At 34.8% G+C, this 23,737-nt stretch carries 17 protein-coding genes and 1 riboswitch; of the genes, 2 read left to right on the plus strand and 15 right to left on the minus strand.

The window, feature by feature from the left end; all coding sequences use genetic code 11:
* Window positions 1-5: 5 nt before the first annotated feature.
* From BLP44_RS12350 to BLP44_RS12365, 4 genes are all read right to left on the minus strand, one after another.
* Window positions 6-1,430 carry a RagB/SusD family nutrient uptake outer membrane protein gene (locus tag BLP44_RS12350; protein WP_066033944.1) on the minus strand — a complete coding sequence of 475 codons (1,425 nt, stop codon included), beginning with the start codon at window positions 1,428-1,430 and terminating at the stop codon, window positions 6-8.
* A 2-nt stretch (window positions 1,431-1,432) separates the two neighbouring features.
* On the minus strand, window positions 1,433-5,065 hold the full coding sequence (locus BLP44_RS12355; protein ID WP_091133304.1) for a SusC/RagA family TonB-linked outer membrane protein: 3,633 nt from the start codon (window positions 5,063-5,065) through the stop codon (window positions 1,433-1,435).
* Between the two features lie 134 nt (window positions 5,066-5,199).
* Entirely contained in the window at window positions 5,200-6,345 is a 1,146-nt protein-coding gene (locus BLP44_RS12360; RefSeq protein ID WP_091133305.1) for a FecR family protein, read from the minus strand.
* 186 nt (window positions 6,346-6,531) lie between these two features.
* Window positions 6,532-7,101 carry an RNA polymerase sigma factor gene (locus BLP44_RS12365; protein WP_066033942.1) on the minus strand — a complete coding sequence of 190 codons (570 nt, stop codon included), beginning with the start codon at window positions 7,099-7,101 and terminating at the stop codon, window positions 6,532-6,534.
* 336 nt (window positions 7,102-7,437) lie between these two features.
* On the opposite strand from BLP44_RS12365, the gene BLP44_RS12370 reads away from it, so the two are divergent.
* Both BLP44_RS12370 and BLP44_RS12375 read left to right on the plus strand, forming a co-directional pair.
* Window positions 7,438-7,728 carry a hypothetical protein gene (locus tag BLP44_RS12370; protein WP_008468434.1) on the plus strand — a complete coding sequence of 97 codons (291 nt, stop codon included), beginning with the start codon at window positions 7,438-7,440 and terminating at the stop codon, window positions 7,726-7,728.
* Window positions 7,729-7,738: 10 nt separating this feature from the next.
* Window positions 7,739-8,200: a hypothetical protein gene (locus BLP44_RS12375; protein WP_091133308.1), complete on the plus strand. Its 462-nt coding sequence runs from the start codon at window positions 7,739-7,741 to the stop codon at window positions 8,198-8,200.
* Window positions 8,201-8,213: 13 nt separating this feature from the next.
* Here BLP44_RS12375 and BLP44_RS12380 read toward each other — a convergent pair whose 3' ends face one another.
* The 11 genes from BLP44_RS12380 to BLP44_RS12430 form a co-directional block, all read right to left on the minus strand.
* Window positions 8,214-9,392: an MFS transporter gene (locus BLP44_RS12380; protein ID WP_066033940.1), complete on the minus strand. Its 1,179-nt coding sequence runs from the start codon at window positions 9,390-9,392 to the stop codon at window positions 8,214-8,216.
* Between the two features lie 45 nt (window positions 9,393-9,437).
* On the minus strand, window positions 9,438-10,658 hold the full coding sequence (locus BLP44_RS12385) for a DUF763 domain-containing protein (protein WP_091133310.1): 1,221 nt from the start codon (window positions 10,656-10,658) through the stop codon (window positions 9,438-9,440).
* 254 nt (window positions 10,659-10,912) lie between these two features.
* The gene (locus BLP44_RS12390) at window positions 10,913-12,004 is read right to left on the minus strand and encodes an AI-2E family transporter (protein WP_066033938.1); all 1,092 of its coding nucleotides are present in this window, start codon (window positions 12,002-12,004) and stop codon (window positions 10,913-10,915) included.
* An 85-nt stretch (window positions 12,005-12,089) separates the two neighbouring features.
* Window positions 12,090-12,794 (minus strand): ion channel, encoded by a 705-nt coding sequence (locus tag BLP44_RS12395; RefSeq protein ID WP_091133311.1) that lies wholly within the window; start codon window positions 12,792-12,794, stop codon window positions 12,090-12,092.
* A gap of 128 nt (window positions 12,795-12,922) precedes the next feature.
* On the minus strand, window positions 12,923-14,491 hold the full coding sequence (locus BLP44_RS12400) for an MFS transporter (RefSeq protein WP_091133313.1): 1,569 nt from the start codon (window positions 14,489-14,491) through the stop codon (window positions 12,923-12,925).
* A gap of 3 nt (window positions 14,492-14,494) precedes the next feature.
* A complete protein-coding gene (locus BLP44_RS12405) occupies window positions 14,495-15,559 on the minus strand; it encodes an HlyD family secretion protein (RefSeq protein WP_091133315.1) in 1,065 nt (354 codons plus the stop codon).
* An 11-nt stretch (window positions 15,560-15,570) separates the two neighbouring features.
* Entirely contained in the window at window positions 15,571-16,875 is a 1,305-nt protein-coding gene (locus tag BLP44_RS12410) for a TolC family protein (RefSeq protein WP_170830235.1), read from the minus strand.
* 586 nt (window positions 16,876-17,461) lie between these two features.
* Window positions 17,462-18,934, minus strand: coding sequence for an aminotransferase class V-fold PLP-dependent enzyme (locus BLP44_RS12415; RefSeq protein WP_091133319.1), 1,473 nt, complete (start codon window positions 18,932-18,934; stop codon window positions 17,462-17,464).
* A 93-nt stretch (window positions 18,935-19,027) separates the two neighbouring features.
* Complete coding sequence (locus tag BLP44_RS12420) at window positions 19,028-20,017, minus strand: TlpA disulfide reductase family protein (RefSeq protein WP_091133321.1); 990 nt, start codon at window positions 20,015-20,017, stop codon at window positions 19,028-19,030.
* 240 nt (window positions 20,018-20,257) lie between these two features.
* A riboswitch (SAM riboswitch) is annotated at window positions 20,258-20,358 on the minus strand.
* Between the two features lie 222 nt (window positions 20,359-20,580).
* Window positions 20,581-21,030, minus strand: a complete 450-nt coding sequence (locus BLP44_RS12425; RefSeq protein WP_091133323.1) for a response regulator — start codon at window positions 21,028-21,030, stop codon at window positions 20,581-20,583.
* 2 nt (window positions 21,031-21,032) lie between these two features.
* Entirely contained in the window at window positions 21,033-23,705 is a 2,673-nt protein-coding gene (locus tag BLP44_RS12430) for a PAS domain-containing sensor histidine kinase (RefSeq protein ID WP_091133325.1), read from the minus strand.
* Window positions 23,706-23,737 lie beyond the last annotated feature (32 nt).

Below are 23,737 nucleotides of genomic sequence, written 5' to 3' on the forward strand. Positions count from 1 at the left end.
TGAAATTAAAACGGAACTTTTTCGTCTGTATTTAAAGTAAGCTTTGGATTTTTTGTCAGTGCCGATAAAGGAAACGGAATAATGTACAATCTTGAGTTAGGCTGCAATGTATAAGTCTTTTGAGGAACTGTTTTGTTTACGATTGGAAATACTCTTGTTATTGTTTTTGCGTATTCTGCTTCTGTATTTAATCGCTTTAGGTCAAAAAACCTATTAAATCCTAAAAGCAGTTCTTTTCTGCGTTCGTTCACCACCAATTCCATAGTTTCTTTTCTAGTTGCAGGAACCGTTAAATTTACTGTGCCAGATAGAATACGTTTTGCTCTTAAAGTATTTAAAACTCCTACTGCTTCGTTTAATTTATTGTCTCTGGCATAACATTCTGCTAGCATTAAATATACTTCAGTAGTCTTCATGCCAACTGTTGGATAAAAAAACCTTGTATATTGAACTCCCCAATAAGCAGTATTCGAACCCTGATCTAAATTGGTTGTACTCGTAGAATTGAAAAACAAATTAAAACGAGCATCATTTGTTCCAAATAAAGTTCTCAATTCAGGGCTAATAATATAGCTCTGCGCAAAATTCATTTCGTTATAACCTGTCATGTACATATAACTAAGAACTTCAATATTGTCTGCAGCTGGAACAGCCACTGATGTTGGCCCTCCTTTTGCGCTGTAAGCAACCATATCAAATATCTGATTGTTATAACTCAATGACTTTTCTGCCGCAGCCTGTGCCGCCGCAATTTCGCGTTTAAACAAATGTACTTTAGCTTTAAATGCGTAGGCAAATGCCAATGAAGGATGATAAACATCCATTGGTTTTTCCTTCAAATATGGCAACGCATCTTCTATATCTTTCTGTATAAAATCGTAAACCTGAGCAACAGTAGATTTTGAAGGCTGCGCTTCCAGATCAAATTTATCCATGATACAAATTCCTCCATCAGTCGCAGCGGTTTGCGGATCATAAGCTTTAGCATACGTATTTACTAATAAGAAATGATCGTACGCTCTATAAATTTTAGCTTCGGCTTTGGCTAATTGCTTTATGCTCTCATCTCCTTTACTATCATCAACCAACGAAATAACAGTATTCCATCTATTAATATAAGTATAAGCTTGATTATAAAAACTTGAAGCTGTGAATAAAGAAACCCTGTCTATAGTTTCATCAAAAGTAAAATTAATGATGTCGATGTTTGGAGTTCTTCCTATCACGTTGGCTTCTCTCATCCATTGGTCATCTGACAAATATTGAAAGTTATTGATTGGATACCCTCTATTTGGCAGCGACACTAATTCAAGAAATTGTTGAGGAGTTTCGATCACCAAAGCGCCTTTGGGTGTTATTTCAGTGTATTCTTCGCATGATGAAATCGTTAACATCATCAAAGACAATAATAGTATATAAACCTGTTTCATTTTTAAAGAGTAAGATTAAGACCTAGTAAATACGTTTTTGGCAATGGTAAATTACGCGTACCAGAATTTAGGCTATAAACCTCTGGATCAATACGATTACCAGCTGCACTCCAATACCAAATATTATTCATTTGAAAAGTAAATTTTGCAGACGCCATTTTTATTTTAGTTGCAAAAGCTTTAGGAAGATTGTAAGCCAAAGAAATATTTCTCAATTTAATATAATCGCCATCTACAACATTTGCGGTTGAGTTTCTCCATTGGCTGCTTATTGTTCCCGCATAATTTCTAATATTTTCGGCGAAATCAACATACAAACGAGTATTGTCATTTCTATTCGTGTCAGTATAACGATCTGTGATACCAGAAAGATTTACGGCATCAGAACTCATATCTAAGGTTTCTTTACGCATTACGTTTCCTCCCGAAAAAACAAACAGAAAATTTAAATCGAATTGTTTATACGAAAAACGCTGAGATAATGAACCTGTGTAAGTTGGCATTAAAGTTCCCACATTTACTAAGGCATCTGCATTGGTAATTGTTTTTATACTTGTAGAAACTGGATTTCCGTTTTCATCAAAAGTTATAGAAGGATTTCCATTTTCATCCAAAACGTAAGGATAACCATTTACTGTTCCTCCGTATTGGTAAGCATACATGCTATTAAATAATTCATTTTCTAGAAAAAAATTGGTTGGCGAAGAAACATATACCGATGCTGTCGATTCAGCTCTTGTTACTTTTTTAACGGTTGTCTTGTTGTGGGCAAAAACTAAATTAGAATTAATGCGGAAATTACCGTTATTATACCATTCAGAACCAATACTAAATTCTATACCTTTATTTAATAGAGCTCCTGCATTGATTTTTCTTGACAAAGCACCAACAGTAGGATCAAGATCTGTAGTCGCCAATAAATCGCTGCTGTATTTGTGATAAACATCAATTGTACCGTTTAATTTAGCTCTAAATAAGCTATAATCTACACCAATATTGGTACTTTGTGTTTTTTCCCATCTTAACATCGGATTTGGCTGAGCCGTAATATTTGTATATTGTAAAGATTGATACAGGTTATCGTTTCTTCTTGTAGCAGTAATATAAGGTGTTGTATTTTGATCAACATTTCCGTTTATACCATAAGTTGATCTCAATTTTAACATACTTACCCATTTAACCTCTTTCATAAAATCTTCATTGCTGATATTCCAGCCTAAACCTACGGACCATAATGGACGGTTTTTATATTTTGGATCAACTCCAAACAAATCTGCTCTATCTACTCGGTAACTTCCCGTAAGGTTGTATTTTGATAAATAAGTATAACTGGCAGTACTAAAAATAGAAAAGTAACGGTGAAGGATTTCTTGCTGTGTTCTGCCTAATGCTGAAAGTGTTCTGTTATTCCCAAAAATATAACTAGAAACTCCCGTTTGGCTAAGTGCAAGATTGTTTAATACTGCAGAAGTAAGTGTAACAGGATCATACCCATATCGAAGTTGCTCTATGCTTCTTGGAACAAAAGTTTCGCGCATTTCTGTACCAACTAACGCATTAACTGAGTGCTTGCCTTCTGCAAACTCTTGATTAAAATCTAATTGATTTCTAAAAGAATAATTACTTGCCTGACTGCTTGCCTGTTTGTATCTTCCTCCTGTAGAAAAGCCATCAACGTAAGTGTATGCATTTGTAGTCGGATTATAGCCTGTTAAAGCATTGATAGCATAACGCATTCTATAAGAATTGACATCATGATATTGTTCTCTATCATTTTTTCTTACTTCATATTGAAATTGTGTATTAAAGCTTAGACCTTTCCATAATTTAGCTTTTACGTTAGCGAAAGTTCTTAGGCTTAATGAATTTTGCTCCTCAATACCTTCTTTAAGCGCATCTAAAACATTAAAATTAAAAGATTTAAAACCGCTTAAACCTGCAAGTTTTTCAACCATAGCCGGATTAAGAGCTCCACTAGAGGTAAATCCATCTTTAATTGATGCAAATGAAGATTGCACTAAATTTCCGTTATCATCTGTAATACGTTCGTATCGTTTTTGAATGTCGTAATTGCCAAGATCATATTCTGTAACATCGTCATTGCTGTAGGTTCCATTTACTCCAAATGTTGCATTTAACCAATTATTTATCTGGAAACTACTTTTTGCGTAAAGATTGAATGCACGTCCAGTATTATATTTTATACGATTTTTAGATTCATCATAATTAAGAGACACATACGTATTCTGTTTGCTTGTACTGCCCGAAAATGCGATATTGTAACGCTGTCTAAATTCATTTTGCCAAACATTATCGCGATAATCTTTATTGTAATCATTCTTTCTCCATTGTGCAAGAGTACTGTTATAAGTGGCATTATCGATTTTTCCCTCTTCCAGATTTCTGTTTAATTGATAAAGCGGACTGTAATATTTTGTACTGCTGTTTCCAATATCTCCGTAACTGCTAAACATGGTTGCAGTATCAGCAAATCTTGCTCTTTCTCTATTGTAAACCGCCTGCTCAAAATCAATCAGATCACTTGTTGAGGCATAGTTCATATCTCTCAAATTTGGTTTATCTGAAATAAAGAAATCTGAGTTTACCGTCACTTTTAACTTACCATTTCCTTTTTTGGTAGTTAATACAATAATACCATTTGCCGCTCTTGAACCATAGATAGAAGCTGCTGCTGCATCTTTTAGAACATCTACACTTTCAATATCATACGGATTAATTTCATCCAATGTTAATTCTGTTGGCAGACCATCTATTACTACAAGCGGACTATAACCCACATCTGCAGAAAAAGTACCGATACCTCTTAATATTGGCTGATCAGATCCAAGTCCGTTTGGATTTTTTTGAAACATCAAACCAGCTACACGGCCTTCAAGCGCACTAGATAAATTGCCATTAATATTTTCGTTTAACACCTTTTCATCAACCTTACCAATAGCCCCAGTAAAATTACTTCTGGCAATTGTCTGAAAACCCGTTACCACAACTTCTTTCATGGCAGCCACTTTGTCTTCAACAATGAGTGTTAATTCTGTGCGTCCTGCAATCCCAAAAGATTTATTCTCAATAGTTAGTCCAGAACATTCAAGAACAGCACTTGATGAAACTTTATCAAAAGAAAAACTACCATCAAAATCGGTTATGCTTACTCTGTTAGTTCCAGAAACCGTAACTGTTACTCCCGGAAAAGGTTCATTTTTATTGTTTAGTACTTTTCCTCGTATATCGATCAGTTCGTTTCCCAAGTTCTCGGCTTTATCTTTTGAACCAGTCACTACTATAGTTTGGTTCGCAAGATTGAACTTTAAATTCTGACCGCTAAAAATCCGATTTAAAGTTTCCTTCAATGAAGAATTCTTTACATTAATCGTAACAGGTTTAGCATCTTTAAGCAGTTTTTGAGTGTAAAAAACTTCATAATTAGCTTGTTTGGCCACTTCTTTTAATACCGTCTCAAGCGATGCGTCTTTAAAATTGACAGTAATAGTCTGAGCTTGGCTCTTATAACTGCAAAACAAAGTAAACAGAAGACTTAATAAAGCCAGAAAACTAACTTTTGGAATCTTTTTTTTAAGTTTTTTGTAAGGTTTTTTTGGTTGTAAATTTAATTTCATACATTTACATTAGTTATAGTTAAACAATAGTGGACAACTTATATTGGCTATAAACTTTTTAAACAACCAGAAGCATCGCAACTGCCTCTGGTTTTTTAGTTTATAAACTCAATATAATCGGTTAAATAAAAGACTTACGGATAGACGGTAATCGTTTTTCCTTCGACCTTAAATTTTATATTGCTAAGCTCAAGCACTTTTAATACTTCAGACAAATTTTTATTTCTAAAAGTACCACCGTTAAATCTCACGTCTGAGACATCGCCGCGGTATTCTACTTTAATTCCGTACCAGCGTTCCAGCTGTTTCATTACCGATTTCAAATCAGCATTATCAAATTTAAATCGGCCATTTTTCCAAGCTATTGCCGCTTCTGTATCAACTTCTCTAATGGCAATTTTAGCATTATCACTTATATTAGACTGCTGGCCCGGTTTTAAAATTGCTTTCTGATTTTTAGAAGAAACCGCAACACTTCCTTCTAACAATGTAGTTTTTACAGCTGCTTCATTATTATAGGCATGTACATTAAAATGTGTTCCTAAAACCTCAATGGTCTGTTTGTCAGATTTTACTATAAAAGGTTTGCTTTTATCTTTAGCAACTTCAAAATAAGCTTCTCCTTCCAATTCTACGACTCTTTGATCTCCGTTAAACTGAGTTGGATATTTGATAGACGAAACGGCATTCAGAAATACCTTTGTCCCGTCTGCTAAGACAATATTATACTGCCCTCCAGTTGGCGTAGATAGTGTATTAAATGAATTGCCATTTTCTTTTGAAGTATCCGCATCTGGATTTATAACATAAGTAATCACTCCATTGGCATCCATTTTTATAGTTACCTCATCTTGATCTTCTTTAGCAATGATATCTTTCGAAGAAATATCAGAAAGTATAATCTGTTTTCCGTTAGAAAGCGTCAAAATCCCTCTGTTTCCGCCTGGAGCAATTTCTTTTGCCTTTTCAACAATCTGAATATTTTCTTGTTTTGCTGCCGTTTCCAATTTTACAAAATAGAATATTCCAGCGCTTAACAGCACAATAATTGATGCTGCAGCGGCAACACGCGGCCAAATATTAATCACTTTTGTTTTTTGAGCCAACGGAAGCCTCGATTTCAAATGTTCGTAACTATCTGCCAGTTCGTACTCGCTAAGCTGTCTCTTGCTATTTGAAGCTTTATGTAAATACCACGCATCAAGTTTACCTCTATCTTCATTAGATAAAGTGTCATTTTGATATTTTTTAAGCAGTTCTAGAAATTCAGTTTCATTCATAATTACAACACGAAATTTTGTCTCGTTTTATAGTAAGACAGTTAGAAATGGGTTTTGTCATAGATGAAAATCAAAAAAATATTAATTTATCATTAATAAATTCATCAAAACGTTAGTTTCTCTTTATTAATGAGGTTATTAGAAGTAAATTTTGTTTTAAATTTTAACAAAAAGAACAAGAAAAAATTACCAAATGAAAACATTTAGGGCCGATTTTAGTTTTCCACGAAGAATTTTCAGCGAATTATAAACTTGCTGTTTAGCTGTTTTGTCGGTTATATTTAATTGTAAGGCAATTTCATCATACGAAAGTTCTTCTACTTTTCTTAAAAGAAAAACTTCACGCATTTTTTCAGGAAGTAAGGCTATTTCGCTTTCAATAATTGCTTCTAATTCTTTTTCTCTGAGTTTAGAATCAGCAAAAACATAATCGCTTTCTATAAAATTCGAAATCGAATCAGCATAACGCGAAACTACTTTTTCGTGAGCAATATGATTAAGGATTTTGTTTTTTGTTGCTTTGTACAAATAAGAAGATAGAGAACCCGTAATTTCCAGCTCATGGCGTTTGTTCCAAATAAATAAGAACACTTCTTGAACAACGTCATTTGATTCATCCTGATTCCCAATCATTTTGTAAGCATGATTTACTAAAAGTCTGGAATATCTCTCAAAAATTTCTGTATACGCTAATTGATCATCTTCCTTAAGAAGATTCAATAAAATATGATCAGCATATTTGCGGTAAACAGACATTTAACAATAAAAAGTGAGGATCAAAAACACAATATTAAACATTTTTAGTGTTAAAAACCAAAAGATGATGTAGTTAAAACAAGCGCAAAGGATTTCGTAAAGCATTTTTTTAAATATCAATATGATTAATCTTAATAATATTGAATAGCCAGAATTATAGTTGGAAAAAGAACCAATTTATATTTTTTCAATCTTCTTGCCCTTGCCTTTTTTGGTTAAATGAAAATTTGATAAGACTGTTAGAAAATTATATAAAACAATTAGCCGTGTTAGAATGTAATTTTAGAATAATCTAATACAGAATTAGATACAATTATTCTTTAAAACTTATTTAATATGAGATCAGAAAATTACATGTCAGACGAATTTGGATTAGAAATGAATTCTTACGAGGAACAGCTATTATTAAATTATGATGATTATCTGGAAGGCGATTATAACAATAGGCTGACAGCTTCTAATCACTACAATCTAGAACTAGGAGAATTGGAAGATAATCTTGAATATGATTTCGACTCGGAATATGACGAAAATGACTGGGAAGAAGAAGAAGATTTAAATGATAATCTTGCAGGAGAATATGATGAGAACGAAGAAAAACCAGGAAGCTTTGAAATGATGAACTAAAAATAGCACTATGAAAAATTGGTATATACTTCTAATGTCAATTTTCTGTTTTTCATGTCAGCAGAAGGAAAATAATAAAACTGCTGCTGACGCTACAAAACCTGTTGTTCAAAAAGAAAAGCAGGAAAATAAACAAATAGGCGATACTATTGCTATGAATTTCAAAAATGAAGAAAATGTGTTTTCAGCTGAAGGCCATTTAGATTCTCTGAATTCAAAAGTGTATGTTCAATTCAAAAATGAAGTTTTGGGTGAATTAAACGCTCAAATTGTTCCAGATGCAGGAAAAGGAAACATCCGATTTAATCAAATTATTTTTCCTGATAAAACCTCAGATGGCCCTTTTGGAATGGACTTGAAAATCCCGCTTCAACAAAAAGGAACTCATATTTTGGTAATTGGCCATTCTTTAATGGCCAAAAATCCTTATTACGGCAATTTTAAAGTGCAGTTAAATATTCGAAAAGAATAAAGATCTATTAAAATCATACTTTAATTCTCTTTCTATTTTTCGCCCAATAAGTAAGATATACAATTCCTAAAATTAGCACCAATATATCAAATCTAATAATTTGCGGTATGCGATTGATTTGATCATTATAATAAGTTCCACCCAAAAGCGCTCCTAATCCAATTCCGAGTTCCATCGAAATATACATAGTGGCAACCGCTTTCCCTCTATGTTCAGGATTGCTCATATCTATGGTCCATGCGCTAATTGCTGGAGACAAAATACCAGTCCCAACTCCATAAATTCCAGCTCCAATCAATAACATCTCAATATCTCTTCCCGAACTAATTATAAAAAGAGCAATCGAAGTTATGATTAATCCAGCCATGATCACTTTTGGTCGGCCATGTCTATCTGAAACTTTTCCTGCCCCAAAACGCACCATAACCGAAGCTACCGTAAAAGCTGTAAAAAATATACCTTTATTTGTCGCTCCCAAATGCTCACTCCAATCTGGAATTAAGGTTAAAATAAGTCCGAAAGCAGTGTACGAAAGAAAAGTAATAATTCCCGCAGGAAACACATTTTTATCTACAATATCGTTTCTTCCTATAATGAACATTGATCTGTTCAATTTTTCTTTCGACTTAAGAGTTTCTTTCATGTTCATTACGATTATAATTGAAAAGAAAGCCAAAAATGACGAAGTGTAAAACATCACATTGATTCCATAATTATTTACAATCATACTTCCCAGCGCAGGTCCTAGTGCACCTCCAATACTAAAACATAATCCATGCATTCCGAGAGCTTCTCCCCATCTGTGCTGCGGAATAATATCTGCCACATAAGCCGATGTCGAGGTTGGTTTAAATCCTGTTGAAAAACCATGAACCAAACGAAGTAATAAAAACCCTGAAACAGAACTCAAAATCGGATACAAAAATCCGCATACCACACATACCGAAGAACCTATTGCCATAACAGGAACACGTCCCCATTTGTCGGTAAGCTTACCACTGAAAGGTCTCGAAATCGCAGCTGTTAATGTAAACAATGAGATAATAAGCCCTTTGTATTCTGCTCCTCCAAGACTGCTTAAATAATTAGGAAGTTCAGGAATCATCATATTAAAACTTGATGAAAATAATAAAGAACTCAAACAAAGTAAAATGAATTGTAAAGTATAAATTGATTTTTCGTTTTGTGACATTATTGGATTTTTATATAACTAAAGGCTGATAGAAAATTATAATTTTTAGAATAATTCCAGCTGATTGTTTGGGTTTATAGGTTTCTTTTTAGGAGGTTTTGCATCGCCAAAAACGGTTCTTCCGCCATACTTGTACGATTCCTCTCGTTCTCTCTGGATAAGAGCATCAAAATTAGAATTCGGCGTAAAACTTTCTTCTGCTTTCCGCGAAATCTCAGATAGTTTCTGAATGGCACTTAATTTATCGCTATTTCCGATTTTGGCGCGATTAATCGCTCTTTGCAACGTATCAATAGTTTCATCGTAGATCTTAACGGGAACAGGAAAGGGATGTCCGTCTTTTCCTCCATGAGCAAATGAAAAACGTGCTGGATCTTCAAATCGTGTTGGAGTTCCATAAATGATTTCGCTTACCAAAGCTAAAGATTGCAAAGCCCTCGGCCCCATTCCTTTTAAGAGCAACAGTTCTTCAAAATCTTCGGGCTTATTTTCATGCGTAGCCCAAAGCATGGCGCCCAATCTTTTCATATTCACATCTTCCATTCTCACATCATGGTGCGCGGGCATAGAAAGATGCTGCATTTCTTTTATGATTTTAACTGGCGATTCTTTTACCAATTCTAAAATACCTTCGCGAGATTTTGTTGCGGCATTGGCTGTAAGATTTAAAATCGAACCCTGATTTTCGCCATAAATAAACGTGTGCGGTTCGTTGATAAAAGATTTTAAATCTTGCGAGTGCCAATGGTATCTTCTGGCAGTTCTAGAATTCGGATTCATTCCCTGCTGGATAACAGCCCATTGTCCTTTATTATCGACAATAAAATTATGCTGATACAATTGAAATCCGTCTTGAATGGCGGTATTGTCCACTTTTGCCGTAAGTCGGCTGCAGCTGGCAAGATTGATTCCATCGAGGCCTGTTTTTTCTCCCACAAATAAGAGTTCTTGTGGCGTTGCCATAGAATGTTTTCCTTTTCCTCCACAAATATAAATTCCCAACTCTTTTGAGTGCGGATTAACCGATTTTTTCAAAGCTCCAAGCACCGAAGTTGTAATTCCAGACGAATGCCAATCCATTCCCATTACAGCTCCAAAACTCTGAAACCAAAACGGATTGCTTAATTTGCTAATAACTTCAGCAGTAGAAAATTCTATAGCAATGGTTTCCACAATGGCAAAACCAAGTTTAGACATTCGCTCAGCAAGCCATAATGGAACATGTCCATAATGTAAAGGAAGATCTGCCGTGCCGGAACGTTTCATTTGCTGGAATTATAATCCTGCAAAAATACTTCTTTTAATTGTGAATTATAAATTGTGAATTGTTAATTCAAGTGTAAAACTTTCTAAATAATCAATTGCGTCTATCTATAGGGAGATACACAAAATTTGCACAAAAAGGCTTTAGTCTAAATAATAACGATATTCGATTCCGAAAACCCCTAGCTGAAACTAGGGGCTATGCAAAAACATATCAGCGATTGACAATTCGTAGCTAACCATCAACCATCAACAATTTAGACAATTTCAATATCGTCTGCAGGTTCTTCAACGGGCTCGGGATTATCATCTAACCATGCTACAAATAATTTATATCCTATTGAAAACACAATTGGTCCGACAAATAATCCGATGAAACCTGACATGATGAAACCGCCAATTACACCCAGAAAAATTACAAGCATTGGCACAAGCGCTCCTTTACCTAATAGAAGCGGCTTTAAAACATTATCTGAAAGTCCGCTGATGATAAAAAACACAGTCCAAAAAACAGCATGGCCAGAATCTCCTGTTGAAAAAAGATAGATAATAACTCCAATATTAATTATAATGGGTCCAATTTGTAAAATAGAAAATATCAAACAAATCAAGGTCAATATTCCCGCATAAGGGATATCAGCCATAAATAATCCGATGGCCTGGATCAGAGTCTGAATAACGGCAACACCCAAAATGCCTTTAACCACTTGATAAATTGTTGAAACAGAAATTGTCATAATTTCTTCAGCTTCACTTCCTGCAATTTTTTTAAGGAATTTCATAAAGAAAGCTTTACCTCCTGGCGATACTAATAAAACTCCAGCAATAATAACCGAAAGTATAAATTGCAGAAATGCAGCACCAGAACTCAAAATACTTGCCATAATTTTAGATGACAATTCTCTAATCTGATCTTGATATTTAACAACGCCTTGTTCCAAATCTGTTGACATCGTTAGCAAAAACTCGTAAAGAGGCTTCCCAATTATCGGCCATTCCTTTATAGAAGGTCCCGGTGGACTAATTTTAAGCGTTCCTGCTTCAAAGCTGTCCTTCAGTTCCAAAAAATTGCCAGTCGCCGCTTTCAGGAAATAAATAAGAGGCACCACCATAATGGCAATAATCAAAATAGTAATGACAACCGATGCCAATGCTTTACGTCCTTTTAATATTCGCTGCAATGAATTAAACAATGGATAAAATACAACAGACAGTATTATAGCCCAAAGGATAGGCATAAAAAAAGGCAACAGCAATTTAAGACAAAACCCGACAAGGAGAAATATGAAAAATAACTGCAAAATAGTATCAAAGAGTTCTTTCTTTTTATTCGAATAAGTTGTTTTCATGGTTATTATTTTAATGGTGAATGGAAATTTTGAGTTGTGAATTGTTAATGGTAAGTGATTTCTTTAACTCCTTACTCTTGCTTCTCTAATCTTGCTTCTTCTCAGTCTCATTAATAGAGAAATTGGCATCTGAAACCAACCTTCCAATTAAGATTACTGGATACAAAACGCCCGTAAGCACTTCAATCTGAACTAGGGATCGAGCCAAAGGATGAAGAGGCACTATTTCCCCAAAACCTGTTGAAGTGATACAGATATAACTGAAATACATAAAACTAGCCAAATCGCTATTGCTTGTAAATTTCGATTCGGTTATCTGAAAAGCACCTTCAATATGTTCAAAAAGAAATAAATAAAGGGTTGACCAAAAATGAACCAACAGCATGTAAACTACAATCGAACCCACAATGCGATAAGTTGTGACCGGACCAGGTTCTAGAACTTTTATTAAAACCAAAGTAATTAGCAGAAGCATGATGGCAATAGAAAGAATAAGGTCGGCAAAGAGAATAAAAATATTATGTTCAAAATAATTAATCCATTGTGTTACAATGAATAAAAATGGAATTATTGAAATAATTAGAGCCTGTTTTTTATGTTTGGATAATGCCAAAATTCCAGCAAAGAGAAACAGCATCCAAAATATATTAACAGCAACCACAAAGCGTGTATAACTGCCGAAAAAAGGAATGATAATGAAATGCATGATAAACAGCAATATCAACATACCGCTGAGCCCTTTTTCTTGAGTCCAAAAGCGATATAAAAAACGATCTTTTTTTACTATCATAATGTTAATTTCAAATATTAAATTCCAATCCCGAAACCTCGGAAAAAATCTATGTTCTTACTTCTTTACTCTTGCTTCTTTCATCTTTCATCTTTCATTTTTCATTTTTCATCTTTCATCTTTCATCTTCAAATCGGAATCGGCTCTACTTCAACTCTTCCAATTGGTCTACGCCAAAGTTTGAAAATCAGTATAATGAAAATGGGCAGAAAACAGACTGCTGACATGACGAGATAAATATCTTTATAAGCCAATAATATTGAGGCTTGCGAGGTTTGATTAGAAAGACTCTTCTCAGCTTTTTTCTGTGCTTCGGCATCTGATAAACCCATATATAAAAATTGCCTTTTTGAATTTTCCAACTGATTTTCGGCTTGTTTATTTATCGGACTCAGCTGCTGGCTCAGACCAGTTTTATGCTGCACATTCATGTTCGAAATAAAAGTTCCTAAAACAGCACTTCCCAACAAAGAAGCAAAAACTGCCTGAGCAATAATTCCAGTCATCATGCGCGATGTGCTTAGAAACGGAGGAATTCCCTCTGAAATGTAAAGCAGCGAAACAGGGAAAAGAAATCCCATTCCTAACCCTTTAAAAATTAATGGCAGATAAAAATCAGATGCATCAATTCCTGGATAAAATCTGAAAAAAAGTATTATGTGATACATTCCGTAACAGGCAAAACCAATGACCCAAATCGTAGCGAGATAAATGCGTTTGTATAAAAGATAAGTCGAAAGCGGAATTGAAATACATAATCCAATTAAAAGTGAAAGATGCGTTACCGCTCCCAAAACAGGATCAAAACCTAAAACATTGGTCATATAGCCCGTTACAACGCTTCCTGTCCCATTCATTATTCCTATATAAAACATTAAAAATGCACCGGGAATCACATTTTTAAATTTGTAAACATCCGGATTAATTAATGGTTCTTCCGTAAAACGAACATGAAGCAAATAGATTCCTGCCACGATAAACAAAACTGCTGAAGCTAATGTTATTTTAGGATCATTAAACCAATTTCTGGTCTGACCTTCGGCACATAAAAAAAGGATAATCGTAAAAAATAGAATCAGTATAATCCAGCCTCTCCAATCAAATTGAAATTTGGTTTTGAGAGGCGCCACATCGGCTCTGTAAAAATACCAAGCCAGAATAATACAGATTAAAAAATTGACATTCAGAAAATAAATTCCAAACGTCCAATTATGAAAACTCACAAAATGTGCTCCTAAATACTGATACAAATGCTGGCTCCCTTTTTGAATAAACTGAAAAATTCCATACATCAAAGCCATATTTAAAGCTGGATTGTATTTTAACAAAATGGGCACCATCGAAGCAAATATTCCGATAATGGAAACAATTGCCAAAAGCGAACGGCATAAAACAAACCAAGCAATAGTGGGCGCAAACAAGGATGCCGTATTGAAAAGCAGAGACAAAAACGAAACCGATAAAATCATGGTTCGAACTTTAATTTGTTTTCCTAATTTCAAACCCAAAGGCAAAAAAGCCAACATTGCAAAAATGGGAATGTAAACCGCATAACTAAAAGCCGTGGTAGAAGGTCCGAAATGTCCTAATATCTGCGAATTATCATAAGTTGTGACATTGAGTCCGTTAAAAAAAGGAATCGTCAGGATATACAATCCTGCCAATGTAAAAACGCTCCTTTTTTTTCCTGCAAACATCTCTTATTTTTTTACTTCAACTGTTACATTCATTCCTGGTCTTACTTCCTGAAGCTCTTTTGTTGGAGTTTCAAATTCAATTTTCGCTGGAATACGCTGTGTGATTTTTACAAAATTACCAGTCGAATTATCGGGTTCAACCATAGAGAATTTGGCTCCTGTGGCTGGAGAAAAACCAGCAACTTTTCCTTTAAATTCTTTTCCGTCTAACGCATCAATTGTAATGGTCACTTCTTGTCCTTGCTTTATTTTTTCGATTTGAGTTTCTTTAAAATTCGCTGAAATCCATAATTTTTCAGTCAGTACGATTGTAGCAATGGTTTGATTGGCATTGATTAATTCGCCAATAGACAAATTTCGTTCGCCAACAAAACCATCAGCGGGAGCCAATATAACCGTATAAGACAGCTGCAATTTTGCTGCATCAAGATCTGCTTTCTTTCTCGCAACAGTTGCTGTGGCAGCTTCAAGATTAATCGAACTCTGTTTGGTAATCGAACTGCTGGCATCTAGACCTTTTCTGCCCGCCTTTACATAAGCTTCTTCCGATTTTAATTTGGAAATAACCTGATCATATTGATTTCTCGTCACAGCCGAATCGGCATACATATTCTTGAAACGCTGATAATCTTTTTGTGCTTTTTCTAAACTCGCCAAATCTCCCGCCAATTTTTCTTTTCCCGAAGCCTGATTAGAAATCGAAGTGGTTATATTTTGCTGTAGCGAATGCAGATTTCCTTCGGCTATAGCCAAATCAGCTTCTGCTTGTTTGACTTTGATGATATATTCTGAATCGTCTAAAACAACCAATGTATCGCCTTTATGCACCTGCTGATTGGCTTCAAAACGAATTTCTTTTATATGGCCAGTCGCTCTTGCCGCAACGTTATTGATGTAAGCTTCTACCTGAGCATTATTAGTAGTTTCGTAAGAGCTGAAATCAAAGAACAAACTTAAAATCCACACCCCTCCTGCAAGTAAAAAAACAAAAGACAGTAGCGTAAGAATGCTGTTTCTCTTTTTTTCACTTTTCTTAACTGCTCCGTTTTGTGTATCTGCTTCGCTCATAACAAGAAATTTTAAAGTTTGCCCATTGCATATTGAAGTGAATAATATTGAATGATTAAATCTAAATTGGCGTTTACAAGTGAAATTCTGGAGTTATTTAACTGTAATTCTGCATCTACAATCTCGCTGATTAAAGCAAAATCATTATCATATCGGCTTTTTACAATTTTATAATTGCTCATTGACAGCTCGACATCTTTTTTGTAGGTTTTGATGTTTTCTTTACTTTCAGCATATCTGACAAATGCATTTTTTACTTCTGTCGTAATCTGATCTTTGGTAACTTCTAGAGCGATATTGCTCTTATCAATTTCCAGTTTATCACCATTTATCCGATGTTTCAGATTATAAAAACTCGAAATATCCCAGTTTAAAGAAAGTCCCGCTGCCCAGTAATTCAGAATATTGACATAATTGGGCCATTGAGCCGGATATTCTGTATTCAGTATGAGGTTTGCATTTAAATTGGGTTTAAATCCGCTTTTGGTCAAACTCAGCGAAGATTCTGACAATTTGATTCTTATACTTGCCCTTTTTATTTCTTCTCTGTTTTGAAAAGCCTCTTCCAAACTTTCTTGCAGGTTCATATTTTCTGTCGGAATCATGCTTTCTGTCACTTCAGGTTTCAGAATTGTATTGGTCGGGAAACCGATTAATATATCCAGATAATTGCTGATAAGCTGAATGGTATTGGTGCTTCTAAAAACCGAAACCTTAAAATTAGATTGTTGTAGTTCGGTTCTCAAAAGGTCACTTGTCAGATTCTGACCGTTTTTTACACGCGATTTCAGCTGATTTATTCGAATGTCAGTATTGATGATATTCTGTTTCGTAACCTCAATCTGGCGGTACAATTTCTCGAGTGTGAAATATTGTTCTGTAATGGCATTTTTAACGTCTGCCTCAGTCATTCGAACAGCAGATTCCTGCATTTGACTAATTAATTCCTGCTGATTGATTCTGGTGTTAATGGCATTTCCGGCGTAAATTGGAAGTGAAGAAATAATATTAGCAAAAGCCTGATGATCGTAATAATCTACGGTGACATTTCTGGCATAAAATCCTTCATAGAGTTTAGGATCTCCGATGTAGTTGTATCCGCCATTCAAACTTATTCTTGGCGCTTTTGCAATTTTTGCCTGACCGACATTTTCGTTAGCAATAGCCAAATCAGCATTTGCCAGTTTTAATTGCCGGTTATTTTTAATTCCTAATAAAATTGCTTCATCGAGTCTTATTTTTTTTGCAGATGCAAGACTGCTGGTATCCTGCTGAGCAAAATTGAAGTTACAGCAGCACAATAAGACAAGAGTCAAATGTTTTAAATTTGAAACTCTTAATTGCCAATAACACATCCGATTATATTGATTTAATTTTTAATTTTTGGGAATTGTAATCAATATTCTTCAACAAACCTTTCGGTAAAACTTGAAATCTTTCTATAAAAAAGTCACGGCGTAAAATCTGAAATTGTTCTTTTGCGATAATTATTTTGATATAAATTTAAACAATTATTATTCAAGACTTTAGAGTACAAACACTCAAAATTGTTTCATTTTATAAATTGGAACAATTTTTAAGGCTTTGAAGCAAAAAAAATTGCAACAATCAGATGATCATTGCAATTTTAGAAAGAAATCAAAATGTAATTGTCGGCGTATAATTATCTCAATTTACAGTATCCATTAAATAGATCATTGAATGGGCGAAAGTGTATTCATCAGATAGAATAAAACTAATTTTGCCAGAAATAATAATGATGCATTACAAAGTATGAGTTTAGTGCATTAATCAGTGTGGCTCTCTTTTTAGGACTATCATTTCCAAATCTTTATCAAACGGAATCTGGACTTTATACTAAAAACCTAACAGGTTTTCAAAACCTGTTAGGTTTACTACTAACTAATCTAACTTAAACCATTCATTTACTTCTCTTGCGATGGTATCTTTAATTTCGGGATTTTCAAATTCATTTGAAACCGAATTATATACATAATCTTTTTTCCACTTTTTATAATTATGAGCCACTTTTTCAATGGCATCGCAGATATACAAAAGCTCTTCATTGGTTGTAATTGGATGCAATGACAAACGTACCCAACCCGGTTTATTGGTCTGATTTCGCTGCAATAATTCGTTTGTAATCTCTGCCGATTTCTTTTCGTTGATATTGAACAAATAATGAGCATAAGTACTAGCACACGACCAGCCACCGCGAACCTGAATTCCGAAACGGTCGTTTAAAAGTCTTACAATCAGATTGTAGTGAATATCTTCAATTACAAACGAGACACAGCCAATTCGCTCAGTGGTCAAATCTCCTAAAATAGACAAGCCTTGTATTTTTTGAAGTCTTGAAAAACAAAGGTCAAGCAATTCTTTTTCTCTTTTTTTGATGTTCTCCACGCCCATTTGCTCTTTCAATTCTAAAGCCAATGCCGTTCTAATAACCTGCAGAAATCCTGGAGTTCCGCCATCTTCTCTTACTTCTATCACATCACTGTAACAATATTTTCCTAACGGATTGGTCCATTTTACATTTCCTCCACCTGGATTATCTGGAAAATCAGATTGGTATAATTTTTCATTAAAAACCAGAATACCGCAAGTTCCTGGCCCTCCTAAAAATTTATGCGGAGAAAAGAAAATCGCATCCAATTGTTCTTCTGGGTCTTCCGGATGCATATCAATTTTAACATACGGCGCCGAAGCCGCAAAATCTACAAAACAAAGTCCGCCGTTTTGATGCATGATTTTGGCCAATTCGTGATAAGGCGTAATAATTCCTGTAACATTTGAACAAGCTGTAAACGAACCGATTTTTAAGCTTCTGTCGGCATATTTTTTTATTGCTGACGAAAGAGCTTTTGGGTCAACCAAATTATTTTCATCGGGTGGCAGAATAACCACTTCTGCATTCGTTTCATACCAAGAAACCTGATTGGAATGATGCTCCATGTGTGTGATGAAAACCACTGGTCTATCTTCTTCAGCTTTTGTTCGAAGCGCCATGATACGCTGCAATTTGGATAAAGCAGCCGTCATTCCGCTTCCTGTTGTTACCAAAACATCAGATTCATTGACATTTACCGATTTTTTAATAATATCTCTCGCATGCTGATAGGCGTAAGTAGAAGTTTTTCCTGTCTGACTTGAAAGTGAATGCGTATTGGCAATCATGGGACCAATTTTATTAAGCATGATATCTTCGATCGGGGCGTATAATCTTCCGCTGGCAACCCAGTCTGCATAAACTAGATTCTGTTCTCCGTAAACCGATTCGAAAGTATGATCAATTCCTACTGTATTTTCTCTAAATTTAGAAAAGTAACACTCAGGTTCTGTTGGTTTTGTTGTTGGCTCAATAGCATTCATATCCTTGTCATTTTAAATTAACTAATATTGTATTTTTTGTATTTCTTATCAATCTTATCATTCATCTGAAAGACAAGATTGCGCTTTTCTTTTTTAAATTTTATTTTCTAAAAGTCTTTTCAATGTAGATTGCAATTCTTCTCCATACAGGTTTTTCGCAACGATTACTCCTTTCGAATCCACCAAATAATTTCCAGGAATGGCTCTTACACCATATAATTTGGCAACTGCACTGTTCCAGAAAAGCAAATCAGAAACATGCGTCCAGGTTAAATTATCGTCTTTAATTCCTTTGATCCAGTTTTCTTTCTTTTTATCCAAAGAAATTGCGACAATATTGAATCCTTTGTCATGAAATTCTTTGTAAGCCGCAACAATATTTGGATTCTCTCTTCGGCAAGGTCCGCACCATGAAGCCCAAAAATCAATTAAAGTATAGCCTTTTAAGTTATCATAAAGTCGAACTGGCTTTCCATCAGGATCATTGGCTGTAAAATCTGGGGCTTTTTTACCTACCGATAATCCGTCTAAAACAATAGCCAGTTCTTTTAATTCTTTCACGTAAGTGGTACTTTGAAGACTTTTATCTAGCAAAGCAATATTTTGTGTAATCTGTTCAGGTGTTAATCTGTAAGACCAGTTTCTGTACAATACATAAGCAGAAACAATAGATTTTGGATTTTCTGTTATGAATTTACTGATTTCTACATCTTTGCTCTTTTTATAGGCTTCAAACAAATCCTGAGAAGCAGAACCTTCAACCACAGATGTTGTGTAATATTTCTTCGGACTCAGTTTTACTGTAATCGGATTTTTTTCTAGAAAAATATGCAATGGCGAGCTTTCTGTATTTACGCTTAATCCGTATAAATCTGGCGTTTTTACTTTCGTTTTAAAACTAAAATTTCCGTCTTTTACTTTTGCCGAATCAATCGTGGTAAACATCTTATTGTGAAATTTCTGCAAGTAAACGTATTGCGCTACAGTATCAGCAACCGTTCCTTTCAATTGTAAATTATTTTCTTGAGCCTGAGTTTGAAGAGCCCCAAGAAATAAAGCGAAACCTAACAGTATTTTTTTCATTTTATATTTAGTTTTAAGATTAGACAAAAGAATTTCAGGCCAATGTCAGAAGTCATTGGCAGTATTTTATTTTACAAAGAGAATCTGGAATAAACTATTGTTTTAGCATTTAGAAAAAAGCAAAGGCGTTTTCTTCAAAAATGGAATTCAAGAGCTCATAACCGACATATACAATTGATTCAGCTTTCATATTAATAAAGATTTGGTTAGATGATCTTAAACAGATTTACGGAGAAATCTTTCTTATCTGCCCGCTTGTAGCGGAAGGATTTAGCACCTTATTCGGCAACAGGTTGCTAAGACTTCATTGGGCCTATTCCCTCAGTCTTTCTGGATAAGTATCATGTTATAAATTTTCTTCGATACAAATATATATTAATTCTACCGAATTAGTCAAGTTTAAGTTGGTTTTTTTTAAAATTAATTGAAAAAGCGTTTTTAATAAGAAAACAAATCGCTCATAATCAAATAATTAAAAAACACAAATACATCGTTTTGAAATTCTTATTTATAAAAGAAATTCATACGTTTTTAAAATCTGAATTGAAAAGTATTTTTAAATTCTAAAGAAAAAGATGCAGGTATTGGTTCTTTTCCAGATTGGAAAGCGGTTCTTTTAATCCGTTTTCAAGATTTGAGGTAATCAGTCCCAACACTTGTTTTAGATCGTTGAAATTATTTGGCTTCACAAAATAACAGAATGCACCAAGGTTGCCGGCAGCTTCCATATCATTTTTATGTGAAGAAGTAGAAATCATAATTACCGGAATATCTTTATAACGCTCTTCCGATTTTAATCGTTTCAGACATTCCCATCCATTCATAATAGGCATATTTAAATCTAAAAAGACAACTTCAGGAGTTTTATCATGACTATTTAGCATTTTCAATGCTTGATCCCCATTTTCTGCACAATGACAAATAATACTTTCATCTATATCAGCCAACGCTTCGCAAAACATTTCTGCGTCGTCCCTGTCATCATCGGCTAATAAAATTATTTTCTTACTCATGCTTAAATGTCTTTTTCTGTTTGTTCAAATGGCAACATAATTGTAAAAACAGCTCCTTTATCGACAATTCCATTTGCTGTAATGCTGCCTCCGTGACGTTCCGCTATTTTTTTACAAAGCGACAACCCTAAGCCAGTTCCTTCATAACGGTCTTTAGAATTTAATCGGGTAAAAGTTTCAAAAATACGTCCCGTCTGATCGGGGTCAAATCCGATTCCGTTGTCTCGTACCGTAATTACAGCAATTCTTTTACCGTCTTCAAATTTTTCTTCTGTATTAATGGCAATCTGCGGCGGAACATTTTCTTTAGCAAATTTAATAGAATTGTTTATCAGATTATAAAACAATTGATAAAGCAGCACAGAAGCTCCTTCAATAACAGGAAGTCCTTGATAATAAATATTTCCGCCTGTTCTTTGAAGTGAAATTTCCAGATCGGTTTCTATATTTTTGATGACTTCGTTAAGATCAACTATTGTTGCTTTCTGCGAGTCGGCATTGATTTTAGAATAGGCAAGTACACCATCAATCATAGTAAACATGCGATCTGCCGCTACATGGATTCTTTCAATATATCTCGTTGCCGATTCGTCGAGCTTATTTTCAAGATGGTCTTCCAAACGGCTTACAAATGTTTTTATTTTCCTAACAGGCTCTTTTAAATCGTGAGAAGCGACATGAGCAAATTGCTGTAAATCATCGTTAGAACGCTGGAGTTCTTTGGTACGGTCCGCCACCAAAATTTCCAGCTTTTCGGTAATCGACTTCTGTTCATGAATATCGGTGCAGGTACCAAACCAATTGGTGATAACGCCTTCTTTATCTCTAATAGGAAGTGCTTTACTCAAAAACCAACGGTATTCGCCTGTACTTCCATTTTTTAAACGAAATTCCATTTGGTAAGAAGACCCCGCTTGAACGCTTTGATACCAAGTTCTTAAAACATCATAAACATCATCGGGATGGAGCGCTGGAACCCAACTGGAATCACCAAATTCATATTCATTAAAACCGGTGTATTCATACCATCTGCTGTTGTAATAATCTATAAATCCGTCAGGACGAGCAGTCCAGATAATTTGAGGCACCAGATCGGCAAGCTGCCTAAATTTCTCTTCACTTTCTGCAATAACATTTTGAAGTTCTTTTTGTGAAGTAATATCACTCGCGGCGCCAAACCATTCTACGATTTTTTCTTTTTCATCTAATATCGGAACCACTCTAGACAAAACCCATCTTACAGAATCATCTTCTTTTATAATTCTGTGTTCCATTTCAAAAATGCTTTTCTCCACTATAGATTTAGAAATAAGATGAACTGCTTGTTCCAAATCGCCAGGATGTACAAATTTATCCAGCCAATTGATACTTTGCCCTCCAGTTCCAGAAAGCCTTCCTCCTCCTTCAAGGCTATGCATTACCATCCAATCAGAATCCATTCGGTAAACCAGATCAGATGAAGCGTTGACCAAAGCTCGAAAACGGTTTTCACTTTTTTCCATTTTCTGGCGAGCTTCAACTTGTTCGGTAACATCAACCGCTACTTGAATCATTCCTGTTATCTGATCTTCTTCAATTAATGGGCGATAGGTCAAGTTATAATAGTAGTTTTTTAATTCTCCCGTTCGATTGTGCGGTACAAGAACCTCGCTTTGGTCAAAAGGAATTCCTTCATTATAAACCTTTAAAACCTGCTCCCAAACATATTGCCCTTCAAGTTCCGGCAGCACATCAATCAATCGCATACCAATAATTTCTTCACCACGGCCTATCATTTGCAGCATGTGTTTATTTATCTGCTCAATAACCAAGTCGTCTCCTCGTAGCACTAAAGTTGGGGCTGGTGTCTGATGGATCATTTTGCGAAAACGGTTTTCACTCTGCTGCAATTTTTCTTCAGCTTGTTTGCTTTCCGTAATATCTCGTGTCGTTCCTGCTACAAGTTCCACTTTTCCGTCTTCATTAAAAACGGGAACAAAAATATAATCGTATATCCTTCTTCCTAATTCTGCATGCGGAAAAGAAACAGTTCCTCTAATGGATTTTTTTTCAGCAACTACAATGTCTATTTCTCTTTCGTGCATTTCGGCATGCCAATCTTCATATCCATTTTCTCGAAGGCCGCGCCCAATTGCATCCTCTGCCGATTTCCCCCACATTGTCAGTAAGGCTTTATTGGCATAAGTAAACTTATAATCGAGATCAAACACATAGACCAAATCGGGAGTCCCATTTATTATAGAGTTGTAAAGCCTTTTTTGTTTTTCCGCATCAATTAAAGCAGTATTCAGTTCGGTTTCGGCATATTTCTTTTCGGTAATATCCTCCATTGTCATTACCAATAAATCATCTTGCATAACAACAGTAAATTTCAAGCACTGTTTTCCTCTTTCATCATTATGCCATTGCTCAAAATAGGCTGTAATTCCGGTTTCTGCGGTTTCAATACACTTTTCGAGAATCGTGTTTCCTTCAATTTTAGAAAAAACTTTACTGAATCTCTTTCCCTTGTAGTCTTCGATATTGATCCAATTTATAAGGTAGTTATTTAGCAACAGCACTGAAAAATCTTCGATTGTATTTTTAGTGCTATGCAAAGGTTTTAAAACTGCAATACCATTTGGCGCAGCATTAAAAACAGTTTTAAAAAGGTCTAAATTATTTATTAACTCCATTATCTTACTGAGTGAAAATAATTTCTAATGCT

The sequence above is a fragment of the Flavobacterium anhuiense genome, assembly GCF_900101855.1.
GTDB lineage: Bacteria > Bacteroidota > Bacteroidia > Flavobacteriales > Flavobacteriaceae > Flavobacterium > Flavobacterium anhuiense.

Coding starts and splice junctions, on each gene's coding strand:
- BLP44_RS12350 (WP_066033944.1), bottom strand. CDS start 1,430: ATGAAACAGGTTTATATACTATTATTGTCTTTGATGATGTTAACGATT.
- BLP44_RS12355 (WP_091133304.1), bottom strand. CDS start 5,065: ATGAAATTAAATTTACAACCAAAAAAACCTTACAAAAAACTTAAAAAA.
- BLP44_RS12360 (WP_091133305.1), bottom strand. CDS start 6,345: ATGAATGAAACTGAATTTCTAGAACTGCTTAAAAAATATCAAAATGAC.
- BLP44_RS12365 (WP_066033942.1), bottom strand. CDS start 7,101: ATGTCTGTTTACCGCAAATATGCTGATCATATTTTATTGAATCTTCTT.
- BLP44_RS12370 (WP_008468434.1), top strand. CDS start 7,438: ATGAGATCAGAAAATTACATGTCAGACGAATTTGGATTAGAAATGAAT.
- BLP44_RS12375 (WP_091133308.1), top strand. CDS start 7,739: ATGAAAAATTGGTATATACTTCTAATGTCAATTTTCTGTTTTTCATGT.
- BLP44_RS12380 (WP_066033940.1), bottom strand. CDS start 9,392: ATGTCACAAAACGAAAAATCAATTTATACTTTACAATTCATTTTACTT.
- BLP44_RS12385 (WP_091133310.1), bottom strand. CDS start 10,658: ATGAAACGTTCCGGCACGGCAGATCTTCCTTTACATTATGGACATGTT.
- BLP44_RS12390 (WP_066033938.1), bottom strand. CDS start 12,004: ATGAAAACAACTTATTCGAATAAAAAGAAAGAACTCTTTGATACTATT.
- BLP44_RS12395 (WP_091133311.1), bottom strand. CDS start 12,794: ATGATAGTAAAAAAAGATCGTTTTTTATATCGCTTTTGGACTCAAGAA.
- BLP44_RS12400 (WP_091133313.1), bottom strand. CDS start 14,491: ATGTTTGCAGGAAAAAAAAGGAGCGTTTTTACATTGGCAGGATTGTAT.
- BLP44_RS12405 (WP_091133315.1), bottom strand. CDS start 15,559: ATGAGCGAAGCAGATACACAAAACGGAGCAGTTAAGAAAAGTGAAAAA.
- BLP44_RS12415 (WP_091133319.1), bottom strand. CDS start 18,934: ATGAATGCTATTGAGCCAACAACAAAACCAACAGAACCTGAGTGTTAC.
- BLP44_RS12420 (WP_091133321.1), bottom strand. CDS start 20,017: ATGAAAAAAATACTGTTAGGTTTCGCTTTATTTCTTGGGGCTCTTCAA.
- BLP44_RS12425 (WP_091133323.1), bottom strand. CDS start 21,030: ATGAGTAAGAAAATAATTTTATTAGCCGATGATGACAGGGACGACGCA.
- BLP44_RS12430 (WP_091133325.1), bottom strand. CDS start 23,705: ATGGAGTTAATAAATAATTTAGACCTTTTTAAAACTGTTTTTAATGCT.